This window comes from Pseudomonas guangdongensis (genome assembly GCF_900105885.1).
Lineage (GTDB): Bacteria > Pseudomonadota > Gammaproteobacteria > Pseudomonadales > Pseudomonadaceae > Geopseudomonas > Geopseudomonas guangdongensis.
In genome coordinates this window covers 1,309,681-1,323,103 of the sequence record NZ_LT629780.1, presented here as the reverse complement: position 1 = coordinate 1,323,103, position 13,423 = coordinate 1,309,681, and the positions used below count along the sequence as shown (strand labels likewise).

15 protein-coding genes and 1 pseudogene are annotated in these 13,423 nt (G+C 68.4%); 6 read left to right on the top strand and 10 right to left on the bottom strand.

The window, feature by feature from the left end:
• The first annotated feature begins 3 nt into the window (after window positions 1-3).
• Window positions 4-1,095: an anhydro-N-acetylmuramic acid kinase gene (locus tag BLU22_RS06345; protein ID WP_090212995.1), complete on the top strand. Its 1,092-nt coding sequence runs from the start codon at window positions 4-6 to the stop codon at window positions 1,093-1,095.
• Window positions 1,096-1,164: 69 nt separating this feature from the next.
• On the opposite strand, the gene erpA is transcribed toward BLU22_RS06345, so the two are convergent.
• Together erpA and argC are read right to left on the bottom strand one after the other, a co-directional pair.
• Entirely contained in the window at window positions 1,165-1,515 is a 351-nt protein-coding gene (erpA, locus tag BLU22_RS06340; RefSeq protein WP_090212993.1) for an iron-sulfur cluster insertion protein ErpA, read from the bottom strand.
• A gap of 164 nt (window positions 1,516-1,679) precedes the next feature.
• Window positions 1,680-2,714 (bottom strand): N-acetyl-gamma-glutamyl-phosphate reductase, encoded by a 1,035-nt coding sequence (argC, locus tag BLU22_RS06335; RefSeq protein WP_090212992.1) that lies wholly within the window; start codon window positions 2,712-2,714, stop codon window positions 1,680-1,682.
• 151 nt (window positions 2,715-2,865) lie between these two features.
• Here argC and hemJ point away from each other — a divergent pair, with 151 nt between their 5' ends.
• From hemJ to coq7, 4 genes are all read left to right on the top strand, one after another.
• Window positions 2,866-3,294: a protoporphyrinogen oxidase HemJ gene (gene hemJ, locus BLU22_RS06330; RefSeq protein ID WP_090212990.1), complete on the top strand. Its 429-nt coding sequence runs from the start codon at window positions 2,866-2,868 to the stop codon at window positions 3,292-3,294.
• Between the two features lie 86 nt (window positions 3,295-3,380).
• Window positions 3,381-4,169 carry an SDR family NAD(P)-dependent oxidoreductase gene (locus BLU22_RS06325; protein ID WP_090212989.1) on the top strand — a complete coding sequence of 263 codons (789 nt, stop codon included), beginning with the start codon at window positions 3,381-3,383 and terminating at the stop codon, window positions 4,167-4,169.
• A gap of 70 nt (window positions 4,170-4,239) precedes the next feature.
• Window positions 4,240-4,578 carry a histidine triad nucleotide-binding protein gene (locus BLU22_RS06320; RefSeq protein WP_090212987.1) on the top strand — a complete coding sequence of 113 codons (339 nt, stop codon included), beginning with the start codon at window positions 4,240-4,242 and terminating at the stop codon, window positions 4,576-4,578.
• Window positions 4,579-4,657: 79 nt separating this feature from the next.
• The gene (gene coq7 / locus BLU22_RS06315) at window positions 4,658-5,305 is read left to right on the top strand and encodes a 2-polyprenyl-3-methyl-6-methoxy-1,4-benzoquinone monooxygenase (RefSeq protein ID WP_090212985.1); all 648 of its coding nucleotides are present in this window, start codon (window positions 4,658-4,660) and stop codon (window positions 5,303-5,305) included.
• Window positions 5,306-5,365: 60 nt separating this feature from the next.
• Here coq7 and speD read toward each other — a convergent pair whose 3' ends face one another.
• Both speD and BLU22_RS06305 read right to left on the bottom strand, forming a co-directional pair.
• Window positions 5,366-6,160: an adenosylmethionine decarboxylase gene (gene speD / locus BLU22_RS06310; RefSeq protein ID WP_090212983.1), complete on the bottom strand. Its 795-nt coding sequence runs from the start codon at window positions 6,158-6,160 to the stop codon at window positions 5,366-5,368.
• A 231-nt stretch (window positions 6,161-6,391) separates the two neighbouring features.
• Entirely contained in the window at window positions 6,392-6,817 is a 426-nt protein-coding gene (locus tag BLU22_RS06305; protein ID WP_090212982.1) for an OsmC family protein, read from the bottom strand.
• A 213-nt stretch (window positions 6,818-7,030) separates the two neighbouring features.
• On the opposite strand from BLU22_RS06305, the gene crp reads away from it, so the two are divergent.
• Window positions 7,031-7,675, top strand: coding sequence for a cAMP-activated global transcriptional regulator CRP (crp, locus tag BLU22_RS06300; protein WP_090212980.1), 645 nt, complete (start codon window positions 7,031-7,033; stop codon window positions 7,673-7,675).
• A 64-nt stretch (window positions 7,676-7,739) separates the two neighbouring features.
• Here the strand turns inward: crp and trpC are convergent, their stop codons facing one another.
• From trpC to rpe, 6 genes and pseudogenes are all read right to left on the bottom strand, one after another.
• Window positions 7,740-8,543, bottom strand: coding sequence for an indole-3-glycerol phosphate synthase TrpC (gene trpC / locus BLU22_RS06295; protein WP_090212979.1), 804 nt, complete (start codon window positions 8,541-8,543; stop codon window positions 7,740-7,742).
• Window positions 8,540-9,589, bottom strand: a complete 1,050-nt coding sequence (gene trpD, locus BLU22_RS06290; protein WP_090212977.1) for an anthranilate phosphoribosyltransferase — start codon at window positions 9,587-9,589, stop codon at window positions 8,540-8,542. Before trpD ends, trpC begins: the two co-directional genes overlap by 4 nt.
• A complete protein-coding gene (locus BLU22_RS06285) occupies window positions 9,589-10,182 on the bottom strand; it encodes an aminodeoxychorismate/anthranilate synthase component II (RefSeq protein ID WP_090212976.1) in 594 nt (197 codons plus the stop codon). Before BLU22_RS06285 ends, trpD begins: the two co-directional genes overlap by 1 nt.
• Before the next feature lie 12 nt (window positions 10,183-10,194).
• On the bottom strand, window positions 10,195-11,673 hold the full coding sequence (trpE, locus tag BLU22_RS06280) for an anthranilate synthase component I (RefSeq protein ID WP_090212974.1): 1,479 nt from the start codon (window positions 11,671-11,673) through the stop codon (window positions 10,195-10,197).
• A 67-nt stretch (window positions 11,674-11,740) separates the two neighbouring features.
• Window positions 11,741-12,698, bottom strand: a pseudogene (locus BLU22_RS06275) (phosphoglycolate phosphatase).
• Window positions 12,695-13,369: a ribulose-phosphate 3-epimerase gene (rpe, locus tag BLU22_RS06270; protein WP_090212971.1), complete on the bottom strand. Its 675-nt coding sequence runs from the start codon at window positions 13,367-13,369 to the stop codon at window positions 12,695-12,697. Before rpe ends, BLU22_RS06275 begins: the two are co-directional and overlap by 4 nt.
• Window positions 13,370-13,423: the final 54 nt, after the last annotated feature.

Below are 13,423 nucleotides of genomic sequence, written 5' to 3'. Positions count from 1 at the left end.
GGCATGCCTCTCTATATCGGGGTGATGTCCGGCACCAGCCTGGATGGGCTGGACATCGCCCTGATCGAGCAGCACACCCAGGCCACCCGCCTGCGTGCCAGTCTCTATCTGCCGATGCCCGATGCCCTGCGCCAGCAGCTGCTGGCGCTGTGCCAGAGCGGCGCGGACGAAATCGCCCGCAGCGCGCTGGCCGAGCACGCGTGGGTGGCGCTGGCCGCCCAGGGCATCGCCAGCCTGCTCGAACGCGAAGGGCTGCAGCCCGCACAGGTCCGCGCCATCGGCAGCCACGGCCAGACAATCCGCCACGAACCGCAACGCGGCTTCAGCGTGCAGATCGGCAACCCCGCGCTGCTCGCCGAGCTGAGCGGGATCGACGTGGTCGCCGACTTCCGCCGCCGCGATGTCGCCGCCGGCGGCCAGGGCGCCCCGCTGGTCCCGGCCTTCCACGCCGCATTGTTCGGCCAGGAGCGGCCGCGCGCCATCCTCAACGTGGGCGGCTTCAGCAACCTGACCCTGCTGGCGCCGGATGCGCCGGTGCGCGGCTTCGACTGCGGGCCGGGCAACGTGCTGCTGGACGCCTGGATCGGTCACCAGCAAGGCCTCCCCTTCGACGCAGACGGCGCCTGGGCGGCCAGCGGGCGGGCCGATGCAGCCCTGCTGGCCCGCCTGCTGACCGACGACTACTTCCAGCAGCGCGGCCCGAAGAGCACCGGTCGCGAACGCTTCAATCTGTCCTGGCTGCTTGCCCACCTGCAGGCCCACCCGCCGGTCGCCCCGGCAGACGTGCAGGCCAGCCTGCTGGAGCTGAGCGCACGCAGCATCGCCGCCGACCTGCAGCGCAGCCTGCCGCAGGCCGAGGAACTGCTGGTCTGCGGCGGCGGCGCGCACAACCGCCGGCTGATGCAGCGCCTCGGCGAACTGCTGCCGACCTGCCGGGTCGCCAGCACCGACAGTCGCGGCCTGCCGGCCGACTGGATCGAGGCGATGGCCTTCGCCTGGCTCGCGCATCGCTGCCTGGAGGGCCTGCCCGGCAACTGCCCGGAAGTCACCGGCGCGCGCGGCCCGCGCATCCTCGGCGCGCTCTATCCGGCCTGAAACCCGCTCCTGCAGAAACGCCAACGCCGCGCATCAGCGCGGCGTTGGCGTTTTGGGATGGACGCGGTGTCAGATCGAGAACGACTGACCGCAGCCGCAGGTGGTGCTGGCGTTCGGGTTCTTGATGACGAAGCGCGAACCCTCCAGCCCTTCCTGATAGTCGACTTCGGAGCCGACCAGGTACTGGAAACTCATCGGGTCGATCACCAGGCTGACGCCGTCGCGCTCGACCACGGTATCGTCGTCGGCCAGCTCCTCGTCGAAGGTGAAGCCGTACTGGAAGCCCGAGCAGCCGCCGCCGGTGACGAAGACTCGCAGCTTCAGGCGCGGGTTGCCCTCTTCTTCGATCAGGCTCTTCACCTTGTTGGCCGCCCCCTGGGTGAACTGCAGCGGGGTGGGGGTGAAGGTTTCAATGCTCATGTCCGGAACTCCAGGCGCGCGGCCGTATTGCAGCACAGAGGCGACGCATTATCGCTCACCGAGCGAAACGGTCAACTATTCAGCGACGGTGCCGGGCATTCCCGCCGCCGCCGTCCACATCGCGGGTCCACCGGCCCGCCCGCGCAGGCGGGCCGGCGACCTCGTCAGGGCAGCAGCGCCGCCTGCGACAGGCCCATGCGCTCGTCCAGGCCGAACAGGATGTTCATGTTCTGCACCGCCTGGCCGGAAGCGCCCTTGACCAGGTTGTCGATCACCGACAGCACCACCACCAGGTCGCCGTCCTGCGGCCGGTGCACGGCGATGCGGCAGACGTTGGCGCCGCGCACGCTGCGGGTTTCCGGGTGGCTACCGACCGGCATCACGTCGACGAACGGCTCGTTGGCGTAGCGCTGCTCGAACAGCGCCTGCAGGTCGACGCTGCGGTCGACGACGCGGGCATACAGGGTCGCATGGATGCCGCGGATCATCGGCGTCAGGTGCGGCACGAAGGTCAGGCCGACCGGGCCGCCGGCGGCGCGGCGCAGGCCCTGGCCGATCTCCGGCAGGTGGCGGTGACCCTTGACCGCGTAGGCCTTCATGCTCTCGCCCGCCTCGCACAGCAGCGAGCCGACGCTGGCGCCGCGCCCGGCGCCGCTGACCCCGGACTTGCAGTCGGCGATCAGGCTCGACGCATCGGCCAGGCCGGCCTCCAGCAGCGGAATCAGGCCGAGCTGGGTGGCCGTCGGGTAGCAGCCGGGCACGGCGATCAGCCGGGCGCCCTTGATCGCCTCGCGGTTGACCTCGGGCAGGCCGTATACCGCTTCGGGCAGCAGCTCCGGCGCGCCGTGGGGCTGGCCGTACCACCGGGCCCACTCCTCGGTGTCCTGCAGGCGGAAGTCGGCGGACAGGTCGATCACCCGGGTGCCGGCGGCCAGCAGCTCGCCGGCCAGGGCATGGGCGACGCCGTGCGGGGTAGCGAAGAACACCACGTCGCAGGCGCCCAGGCGTGCCACGTCCGGTACGCTGAAGCGCAGCTCGTCGTAATGGCCGCGCAGGTTGGGGTACATGTCGGCGACGCGCACGCCCTCCTCTGAGCGCGAGGTGATCACCTCCACCTGCGCCTGCGGATGCTGGGCCAGCAGACGCAGCAACTCCACACCGGTGTACCCGGTTCCCCCAACAATGCCGACCTTGATCATCTCGTGTCCCCGCGGGCCATCTGTGGAAAATACCCGCGAATGATAAGGCCGCGGCCCATGCCCGGCCAACCGCGGGATGACGGGGAAAACGCCGCCGACTACCATCTGGCCGCCGTGCGCATTTTCCGCACCCCACCGAAAGGATCGCCCCATGCTCTACCTGTGGCTCAAGGCCCTGCACATCATCGCCATCGTCTGCTGGTTCGCCGGCCTGTTCTACCTGCCGCGCCTGTTCGTCTACCACGCGATGAGCGAGGACGCGCCGAGCCGCGAGCGCTTCTGCACGATGGAGCGCAAGCTGTACCGCGGCATCATGGTGCCCTCGATGATCGCCACCCTGGTGTTCGGCCTGTGGATGCTGAGCATCAACCCGGGACTGTTCGCCACCGGCGCCTGGCTGCACGCCAAGCTGACCCTGGTGGCGCTGCTGATCGGCTACCAGCATGCCTGCGGCTCGCTGCTGAAGAAGTTCGCCCGCGGCGAGAACACCCGCAGCCACGTGTTCTACCGCTGGTTCAACGAGGTGCCGGTGCTGTTCCTGCTGGCCATCGTCATCCTCGTGGTGGTCAAGCCGTTCTGAGCCGCCCGGCAGTACCGCAGCGGCCGGCGCGCAGGTAGACTGCGCGCCTTTTCGCCCCCGCCCTGCGGCCCTCACGGAGACCCCGCATGTCCCGCTATGCCCTGATCACCGGCGCCTCCAGCGGCATCGGCCTGGCGCTCGCCGAAGCCCTGGCCAGGCGCGGCGATGCCCTGATCCTGGTGGCCCGCGAACGCCCGGCGCTGGAAAGCATCGCCTGCGAGCTGAGCCAGCGCTTCGGCGTCGAGGTGCTGTTCCGGGTCTGCGACCTGACCGAGCCGCTGCAGCTCTCCGGCCTGCTCTACGAGCTGGAGCAGTGCGACTATCGCATCGAGCTCCTGGTCAACAACGCCGGCGCGGCCTGCGCCGGCGGCTTTCTCGATCAGGACTGGCAGCGCGAGCGCAAGCTGCTGGAGCTCAACGTGTTCGCCGTCTCGCGCCTGTGCCACGCGCTGGGCAACGCCATGGCCCGCCGCGGCAGCGGGCAGATCCTCAACGTCGCCTCCATGGCCGCCTTCCAGGCCGGGCCGTGGATGAGCAGCTACTACGCCAGCAAGGCCTTCGTCCTGCACTTCTCCGAAGGCCTGCGCGAGGAGCTGGCACCGCTGGGGGTGCAGGTCTCGGCGCTCTGCCCGGGGCCGGTACGCACTCCCTTCTGGCGCAATGCGCGCCTCGACCTGCGCCCGCTCGAGCGCAGCCAGTGGCTGATGAACGCCGAGCAGCTGGCCCTGCTGGCCCTGCGCGGCCTGGAGCGCAACCGGGCGCTGATCGTCCCCGGCTGGCGCAATCGCCTGCTGGCGACACTGGCGCGCCTGACTCCGCGGACGCTGGCCCGGCGCATCGCCGCGCACCTCAACCGCCGCCTGCAGGGGTCTTGACGCGGGGCTGGGCGCACGGCGGCGCGACCGCTACACTCGGCCCACTGCCAGCCTTTCAGGAGATACGCTTGTGGACTGCCTGTTCTGCAAGATCGTCAACGGTGACATTCCGGCGCGCAAACTCTACGAAGACGACCGGGTGGTCGCCTTCCACGACATCGCCCCGCAGGCGCCGGTGCATTTTCTGGTCATCCCCAAGAAGCACATCGCCACGCTGAACGACATGGACGAGGACGACCGCGCGCTGCTCGGCCATGTCGTCTACACCGCCCAGCGCCTGGCCCGCGAGCAGGGCTGCGAAGAGGGCTTCCGGGTGGTGATGAACTGCAACGAGCAGGGCGGCCAGACCGTCTACCACATCCACATGCACGTGCTCGGCCAGCGCCAGATGCACTGGCCGCCGGGCTGAGCGCCGCACGCCTGACCTCGCCCAGGCCGGGCCTTGCCCGGCCCCGCCAGACTGCCGCCCCAGCCACCGGAGAGCGCCGATGACCAGCCAACGCCACTACTCCCCCGCCGACCGCCTGCTGCTGCAGGCCGATGCCGCCCTGCGCACCCTGCTGCCGTTCAGCGGCCAGCCGAACCGTCCCTCGCCGGCCCAGGCGCATCCGGACAGCGCCCTCGACGAGGCCCAGGCCCGCCATGTCTGCGGCCTGATGCGCATCAACCATACCGGCGAGGTATGCGCCCAGGCGCTCTATCAGGGCCAGGCGCTGACCGCGAAACTGCCCGCGGTGCGCCAGGCCATGGAGCAGGCCGCCGACGAGGAAATCGACCACCTGGCCTGGTGCGAGCAGCGCATCCGCGAACTGGGCGGCCGGCCCAGCCTGCTCAACCCGCTGTTCTACGGCCTTTCGTTCGGCATCGGCGCCACCGCCGGGGCGATCAGCGACCGGATCAGCCTGGGCTTCGTCGCCGCCACCGAGGATCAGGTGGTCAAGCACCTCGACCAGCACCTGGCCGAGCTGCCGACCGGCGATGCGCGCTCGCAGGCGATCCTCGAACAGATGCGCGAGGACGAGCTGCAGCATGCCACCGCCGCCCTGGACGCCGGCGGCCTGCGCTTCCCGGCACCGATCAAGGCCGGCATGAGCCTGCTATCCAAGGTGATGACCAAGACCACCTACCGGATCTGAGCCCGGCGCAGAAACGCAAAAGGGCACCCGAAGGTGCCCTTGTTCGACGCGCCGCCGCACTCAGTGCGGCATGTTGCGGCCGTAGAAGATTTCCAGCATCTCGTGACGCACGCGCTCTTCCACCTGGGCGCGTTGTTCGGCGGACAGGTTGTTGGTGGCATCGCCGAACAGGTAGTTGTCCAGGTCGAAGTCCTTGAGCAGCATCTTGGTGTGGAACAGGTTCTCCTGGTACACGTTGACGTCGGTCATCTGGTACGCCTCCTTGGTGTCGTCGGAGAGGTACTTCTGGATCGAGTTGATCTCGTGATCGATGAAGTGCTTCTTGCCTTCCACATCGCGGGTGAAGCCGCGTACCCGGTAGTCGACGGTGACGATGTCCGAGTCGAACGAGTGGATCAGGTAGTTGAGCGCCTTGAGCGGCGAGATCACCCCGCAGGTCGACACGTCGATGTCCACGCGGAAGGTGGCGATGCCTTCCACCGGGTGGATTTCCGGGTAGGTGTGGACGGTGATGTGGCTCTTGTCCAGGTGGGCGAGGATGGTTTCCGGCAGCGGACCGGGCGACTCCTCGATCTGGCTGTCGGTGGGCTCCACCGGCTGCTCGGAGACCAGGATGGTCACGCTGGCACCCTGGGGATCGTAGTCCTGACGGGCGATGTTCAGGATGTTGGCACCGATGATCTCCACCACATCGGTGAGAATCTGCGTCAGACGCTCGGCATCGTAGACCTCGTCGATGTACTGGACGTAGGCCTGCTGGTCTTCCGGCGTCTCGGCGTAGCAGATGTCATAGATGTTGAAGCTCAAGGTCTTCGTCAGGTTGTTGAAACCATGGAGCTTGAGTTTGCTTTTCACCGTCGGTACTCCCCAGGTGTGTGCGGCAGCGCCGCAGTTATGGCATGCCCGTCAGATGCACGCAGCACCTGCGTAGGACGGCTTGCACCTCTTCGCATTGGCGATTGGCATATAGAAGAAGGCGCCGCGCCATCCCTTGCGGACCGCGCGACGCCTTGAAAAATAAGCGCGACATTATGCCGATGCGGATGCCGCTCGCCTAGAGTCTGTCGCCACTTTGTGCCTGGGCGGTCAGGCGCCCAGTTCGACGATTTCGTAGCCGTGGCTCACCTCGACGCCGGCACGTTCCAGCATGATCGACGCCGAGCAGTACTTCTCCGCCGACAGCTCGACCGCGCGCTTGACCTGCGCCTCCTTGAGGCCGCGACCCTTGACCACGAAGCGCAGGTGGATCTTGGTGAACACCTTCGGCTCGCTCTCGGCGCGCTCGGCCTCGATGAACGCCTCGCAGCTCTCCACTGCCTGGCGCGACTTCTTGAGGATGCTCACCACATCGAAGCTGCTGCAGCCGCCGAGGCCGAGCAGCAGCATTTCCATCGGCCGCACGCCGAGGTTGCGCCCGCCGTGCTCGGGCGGGCCGTCCATCACCACCACATGGCCGCTGCCCGACTCACCGAGGAACATGGCCTCGCCGGCCCACTGGATACGCGCTTTCATCCACCTGACTCCGTGCTCGAAAAAACACCGAAGCTTACCACAGGCGCATTGTGGCCTCTGCCGTCGGCGCATTGAGAACCACCGCACAGTTTGCCGGGCTTGCCGGCAGACGCTCTCTGCTAAGCTGGCCACGCTCATGGCACTCTGGCAGCGCGAAGACGCCAGGCATTGCCTGCATTCAGGATGCGTTTATTTCACTATTCAGGACCGGGCATGGTTGCTATCACTCTTCCCCCAAGGACCAAACACCTCGACAAACTCTTGGCCCACTGCCACCGCCGCCGCTATGCGGCGAAAAGCACCATCATCTACGCGGGCGACCGCTGCGAAAGCCTGTTCTTCATCATCAAGGGTTCGGTGACCATCCTCATCGAGGACGACGACGGCCGGGAGATGATCATCTCCTACCTGAACCCGGGGGACTTCTTCGGCGAAATGGGGCTGTTCGAGCAGGGCAGCCTGGCCCAGGAGCGCAGCGCCTGGGTGCGCGCCAAGACCGAATGCGAAGTGGCCGAGATCAGCTACGCCAAGTTCCGCGAACTGGCCCAGCAGGATCCGGACATCCTCTACACCCTCGGCAGCCAGATGGCCGAGCGCCTGCGCCAGACCACCCGCAAGGTCGGCGACCTGGCCTTCCTCGACGTCACCGGCCGGGTGGCGCGCACCCTGCTCGACCTGTGCAAGCAGCCCGACGCCATGACCCACCCCGACGGCATGCAGATCAAGATCACCCGCCAGGAAATCGGCCGCATCGTCGGCTGCTCGCGGGAGATGGTCGGCCGGGTGCTCAAAGCCCTGGAAGAGCAGGGCCTGGTCAACGTCAAGGGCAAGACCATGGTGGTGTTCGGCACCCGCTGAAGCCCGCGCCGCCAACGCAAAAGGCCGTCCCGAGGGACGGCCTTTTTTTGTATCGGGGCCCCGCTCAGCCGGGGAAGAACAGCCGGCGCAGCTCCTCGCCCGGCTCCTCGGCGCGCATGAACGCCTCGCCGACCAGGAAGCTCCACACGTCATGCTGCTCCATCAGCTCGACGTCGGCGCGGGCGAGGATGCCGCTCTCGGTGATCACCAGACGATCGGCCGGAATCCGCGGCAGCAGATCGAGGGTGGTCTGCAGGCTGACCTCGAAGTTGTGCAAGTTCCGGTTGTTGATGCCCAGCAGCGGCGTGTCCAGATACTTGAGCGCACGCTCCAGCTCCGCGCCGTCGTGCACCTCGACCAGCACGTCGAGCCCCTGCTCCCTCGCCACCTGGGCCAGCTCGACCAGCTGCCCGTCGTCCAGGCAGGCGGCGATCAGCAGCACGCAGTCGGCGCCGATGGCGCGCGCCTCGACCACCTGATAGGGATCGATCAGGAAGTCCTTGCGGATCACCGGCAGCGCGCAGGCGGCGCGCGCCTGCTGCAGGTAGGCGTTGGCGCCCTGGAAGAAGTCGACGTCGGTGAGCACCGACAGGCAGGTGGCGCCGCCGGCCTGGTAGCTGGCGGCGATCTGCGCGGGGTCGAAGTCGGCGCGGATCACCCCCTTGCTCGGCGAAGCCTTCTTCACCTCGGCGATCACCGCCGGCCGGCGCTGCGCCGCCTGCCGCTGCAGGGCGCGGGCGAAGCCGCGCGGCGCAGAGGCCTCGCGGGCGCGCGCCTCCTGCTCGGCCAGACTGACCTGGGCGCGGGCAGCGGCGACTTCCTCGACCTTGCGGGCGACGATCCTTTCCAGCACGGTCGGCACGCTCATGCCTGATTCTCCACTTTGAACACGTTGGTGAAAGCCGCCAGCTCGTCCATCTTCTCGCGGGCGAGGCCGGTGTGCAGGGCGTCGTGGGCCAGTTGCACGCCTTCCTTGAGGCTGGTGGCGTGGTCGGCGGCGTACAGCGCCGCGCCGGCATTGAGGATGATCATCTCGGCGGCCTTCTGGCCGTTCTCGGTCTTGCGCCGGCCGAGCGCGTCGCGCACCAGCGCCAGCGACTCCTGGGCATCGCCGACGGTCAGGCCGATCAGGCTCTGGCTGCGCAGGCCCAGATCCTCGGGCTGCACCTCGTACTCGCGCACCTCGCCGCCCTGCAGCTCGGCGACATGGGTCGGCGCGGCGAGGCTGAACTCGTCGAGGCCGTCGCGCGAATGCACCACCAGCACGTGCTCGCTGCCGAGGCGGCGCAGCACTTCGGCCAGCGGCCGGCACAGCTCGCGGCTGAACACGCCGACCACCTGATGACGCACCCCGGCCGGGTTGGTCAGCGGGCCGAGCATGTTGAACAGGGTGCGCAGGCCCATCTCGCGGCGCGGGCCGGCGGCGAAGCGCATGGCGCTGTGATGCACCTGGGCGAACATGAAGCCCACCCCCACCGTCTCGATGCAGCGCGCCACCTGCTCGGGGGCGAGGTTCAGGTGGATGCCGGCGGCCTCCAGCAGGTCGGCGCTGCCGCTCTTGCCGGACACCGCGCGGTTGCCGTGCTTGGCCACCTTGCCGCCGGCGGCGGCGACCACGAAGGCCGACGCCGAGGAGACGTTGAAGATGTTCGCGCCGTCGCCGCCGGTGCCGACGATGTCCACCACGCCTCGCAGGTCGGGCAGCGCCACCTGGCTGGCCAGTTCGCGCATCACCGCCACCGCACCGACGATCTCGTCGATGGTCTCGCTCTTCATGCGCATGCCCATCAGGAAGGCGCCGATCTGCGCGTCGCTGCACTGGCCGGTCATGATCTGACGCATCACGTCCTGCATCTCGGCGGTGGACAGGTCCAGCTGGTTGACCACTCGGTTGAGGGCTTCCTTGATGTCCATCAGCGCACGCCTCCGCTCTGCTTGAGGAAATTGGCCAGCAGCTCGTGGCCCTGCTGGGTGAGGATCGATTCGGGGTGGAACTGCACGCCCTCGACGTTCAGCGTCTTGTGGCGCAGGCCCATGATCTCGTCGACCGAGCCGTCTTCCAGCTGGGTCCAGGCGGTGATCTCCAAGCAGTCCGGCAGGCTCTCGCGGCGCACCACCAGCGAGTGGTAGCGGGTCACGGTGAGCGGATTGGCCAGCCCCTCGAACACGCCCTGGTCCTGGTGGAACACCGGGCTGGTCTTGCCGTGCATGGCCACGCGAGCGCGCACCACCTCGCCGCCGAAGGCCTGGCCGATGCTCTGGTGGCCGAGGCAGACGCCAAGCAGCGGCAGCCGGCCGGCGAACTCGCGGATCACCGCCAGCGACACGCCGGCCTCGTTCGGCGTGCAGGGGCCGGGGGAGACCACAATGCGCTCGGGATTCAGCGCGCGGATCTGCTCCACGGTCAGCTCGTCGTTGCGCACCACCTTGACCTCGGCACCCAGTTCGCCGAAGTACTGCACCAGATTGAAGGTGAAGGAGTCGTAGTTGTCGATCATCAGCAGCATGTCAGCACCCCTTCACTCTGCACTTTGTTCGGCCAGGGCCACCGCGCGGAACATCGCGCGGCGCTTGTTGAGGGTTTCTTCCCACTCCAGGGCGGGCACCGAGTCGGCGACGATGCCGGCGCCGGCCTGCACGTGCAGCTCGCCGTCCTTAATCACCGCGGTACGGATGGCGATGGCGGTGTCCATGTTACCGTTCCACGCCAGGTAGCCGACGGCGCCGCCGTAGACGCCGCGCTTGACCGGCTCCAACTCGTCGATGATCTCCATGGCGCGGATCTTCGGCGCGCCGGACAGGGTGCCGGCCGGCAGGATGGCGCGCAGCGCATCCATCGCCGACAGCTCCGGCTTCAGCTGGCCGGTGACGTTGGAGACGATGTGCATGACGTTGGAGTAGCGCTCGATGACCATCCGCTCGGTGACCTTCACCGAGCCGGTGCTGGACACACGGCCGACGTCGTTGCGGCCCAGGTCGATCAGCATCAGGTGCTCGGCCAGCTCCTTGGTGTCGGACAGCAGGTCCTTCTCCAGCGCCAGATCGGTTTCCTCGCTGGCCCCGCGCGGGCGGGTGCCGGCGATGGGGCGCACGGTGACCAGGCCGTCCTCGACGCGCACCAGCACCTCCGGGGAGGAGCCGACCACGTGGAAGTCGCCGAAGTTGAAGAAGTACATGTACGGCGTCGGGTTGATGGTGCGCAGCGCGCGGTACAGGTCGATCGGCGCGGCGGCGAACGGGATCGACATGCGCTGGGAGATCACCACCTGCATGCAGTCGCCGGCGAGGATGTATTCCTTGATGGCGCGCACCGCGCGCTCGAAGTCGTCGTGGCTGAAGCTGGAGCGGAACGCCGGCTCCGGGCTGAGCGGCGCAGCCAGGTCCACCCCCAGGCGCGGGGCGATCGGCTGGCGCAGGCGGGCGATCAGCGCATCGAGGCGGGCCAGGCCGGCCTCGAAGGCGCCTGCCTCGCTCGGATCGGCGAGGACGATGGCGTGCAGCTTGCCCGCCAGGTTGTCGAACACCACCACGGCGTCGGAAACCATCAGCAGGATGTCCGGGGTGCCCAGCGGGTCGGGATTGGGGCAGGCGCCCAGGCGCCGCTCGACGTAGCGCACGCTGTCGTAGCCGAAGTAGCCGACCAGCCCGCCGTTGAAGCGCGGCAGGCCTGCCAGGGTCGGCACGTTGTAGCGCGCCTTGAACTGCTCGACGAAGGCCAGCGGATCGGTGCACTCGTGGCGCTCGGTTTCCACGCCGTCGACGCTCACCCGCGCCTCGTGGCCGTGGACGCGCAGCACCGTGCGCGCCGGCAGGCCTATGATCGAGTAGCGGCCCCATTTCTCGCCGCCCTGCACCGATTCGAGCAGGTAGGAGTTGGGCGCGTCGGCCAGCTTCAGGTAGATCGACAGCGGGGTGTCGAAGTCGGCGAGGGTTTCGCGGGCGAGCGGGATGCGGTTGTAGCCGGCAGCGGCCAAACGCAGGAATTCTTCACGGGTCATGATCAGCCTCGGGGCCTGGTGAACGGTCGATATGCAAAGCGCGCCGGCAAGCCGGCCAGGGACGAAATCAGGCGCGCCAGCGCCAGCGGGCCAGTGCCTTGATGACTTTCATCCACAGTTTGCAGGTGACCACCACGATCTGATCTCTTCGGCGGGATTTGCTACGGGTAGCGCCGCACACTAGCGCAGCGCCCCCGGTGAAGCAAGCCGCACGGGACGCTCGCATGCGCTCGAACGGGACGAGCCGGGCATGCCGCGGCCGGAGAAGCGCACCGGCAGGATCGACGCGGCCCACCCTACGGACGTGCCGCCGCGGCGAACAGCTCGCGCAGGTCGTCGATCACCCGCGCCGGGCGCTCCAGGGCGATGGACTCGCCGTGGTTGTAGCCATAGGACAGCGCCACGCAGGGGACACCGGCGGCGCGGGCGGCGCGCACGTCGTTGCGCGAGTCGCCAACGAACAGCGCCTCGTGCGGGGCGACGCCGGCCTGCGCCATCACCCACAGCAAGGCGGCCGGGTCGGGCTTCTGCTGCGGCAGGGTGTCGCCGCCGACCTGCCACTGGAAGTAGCCGTCCAGCCCCTTGTCGGCCAGCAGTTCGGGCAGGAAACGCGCCGGTTTGTTGGTGATCAGCGCCAGCGCCACGCCCTCGGCGCGCAGCCGTTCGAGGGTCTCGACCGCCCCGGGATAGACGCGGGTCAGCGCGTGGTTGTCGGCGTAGGCATCCATGAACAGCGCCAGCGCCCGCTCGCTCAGCGCCTCGTCGACCCCGGCGTGGTCGAGGCCGCCGGCCAGCGCGCGGCGCACCAGCACCCGCGCGCCGTTGCCGACCCACAGGCGCACCCGCTCGAGACCGGCCGGCTCGCGGCCGAGGGCAAGCAGCATGCGGTCGACCGCGGCGGCCAGGTCCGGCACCGAGTCGACCAGGGTGCCGTCCAGATCGAACATCGCCAGGCGCGGCAGACGCCCGGCGAACAGTGCATGGAGCAGAGTCGCCGGCGCGGCCGGCAGGCAGGCCGAGGTCATGCCCGAACCTGGGCCAGCTCGCCGCGCATGGCGTCGATCACCGCCTGGTAGTCCGGCTGGTTGAAGATCGCCGAGCCGGCGACGAAGGTGTCGGCACCGGCCTCGGCAATCGCGCGGATGTTCTGCACGTTGACCCCGCCGTCGATCTCCAGGCGGATCTCGCGGCCCGAGGCGTCGATCAGCGCGCGCGCCTCGCGCAGCTTGTCGAGGGTGGCGGGGATGAATTTCTGCCCGCCGAAGCCGGGGTTGACGCTCATCAACAGGATCATGTCGACCTTGTCCATCACGTACTTCAGCACCTCCAGCGGGGTGGCCGGGTTGAACACCAGGCCGGCCTTGCAGCCGCCGTCGCGGATCAGCTGCAGCGAGCGGTCGATGTGCTCGCTGGCCTCGGGGTGGAAGGTGATGTAGCTGGCGCCGGCCTCGATGAAGTCGCCGATGATCCGGTCGACCGGCTTGACCATCAGGTGCGCATCGATCGGCGCGGTGATGCCGTACTTGCGCAGGGCGCTGCAGACCATCGGGCCGATGGTCAGGTTGGGTACGTAGTGGTTGTCCATCACGTCGAAGTGGACGATGTCGGCGCCGGCGGCGAGGACCTTGTCGACTTCCTCGCCCAGTCGGGCGAAATCGGCGGAGAGAATCGACGGAGCGATGGCGAACGGCTGCATGAAGACCTCGGCAAGGGGCGAATCTGGACGAAAGGGGGCAACCAACTCGGCTGC

Bases quoted from the DNA above. Each gene is read 5' to 3' on its own strand.
- BLU22_RS06345 (WP_090212995.1), top strand. From the start codon at position 4: ATGCCTCTCTATATCGGGGTGATGTCCGGCACCAGCCTGGATGGGCTG.
- erpA (WP_090212993.1), bottom strand. From the start codon at position 1,515: ATGAGCATTGAAACCTTCACCCCCACCCCGCTGCAGTTCACCCAGGGG.
- argC (WP_090212992.1), bottom strand. From the start codon at position 2,714: ATGATCAAGGTCGGCATTGTTGGGGGAACCGGGTACACCGGTGTGGAG.
- hemJ (WP_090212990.1), top strand. From the start codon at position 2,866: ATGCTCTACCTGTGGCTCAAGGCCCTGCACATCATCGCCATCGTCTGC.
- BLU22_RS06325 (WP_090212989.1), top strand. From the start codon at position 3,381: ATGTCCCGCTATGCCCTGATCACCGGCGCCTCCAGCGGCATCGGCCTG.
- coq7 (WP_090212985.1), top strand. From the start codon at position 4,658: ATGACCAGCCAACGCCACTACTCCCCCGCCGACCGCCTGCTGCTGCAG.
- BLU22_RS06305 (WP_090212982.1), bottom strand. From the start codon at position 6,817: ATGAAAGCGCGTATCCAGTGGGCCGGCGAGGCCATGTTCCTCGGTGAG.
- crp (WP_090212980.1), top strand. From the start codon at position 7,031: ATGGTTGCTATCACTCTTCCCCCAAGGACCAAACACCTCGACAAACTC.
- trpC (WP_090212979.1), bottom strand. From the start codon at position 8,543: ATGAGCGTGCCGACCGTGCTGGAAAGGATCGTCGCCCGCAAGGTCGAG.
- trpD (WP_090212977.1), bottom strand. From the start codon at position 9,589: ATGGACATCAAGGAAGCCCTCAACCGAGTGGTCAACCAGCTGGACCTG.
- BLU22_RS06285 (WP_090212976.1), bottom strand. From the start codon at position 10,182: ATGCTGCTGATGATCGACAACTACGACTCCTTCACCTTCAATCTGGTG.
- trpE (WP_090212974.1), bottom strand. From the start codon at position 11,673: ATGACCCGTGAAGAATTCCTGCGTTTGGCCGCTGCCGGCTACAACCGC.
- rpe (WP_090212971.1), bottom strand. From the start codon at position 13,369: ATGCAGCCGTTCGCCATCGCTCCGTCGATTCTCTCCGCCGATTTCGCC.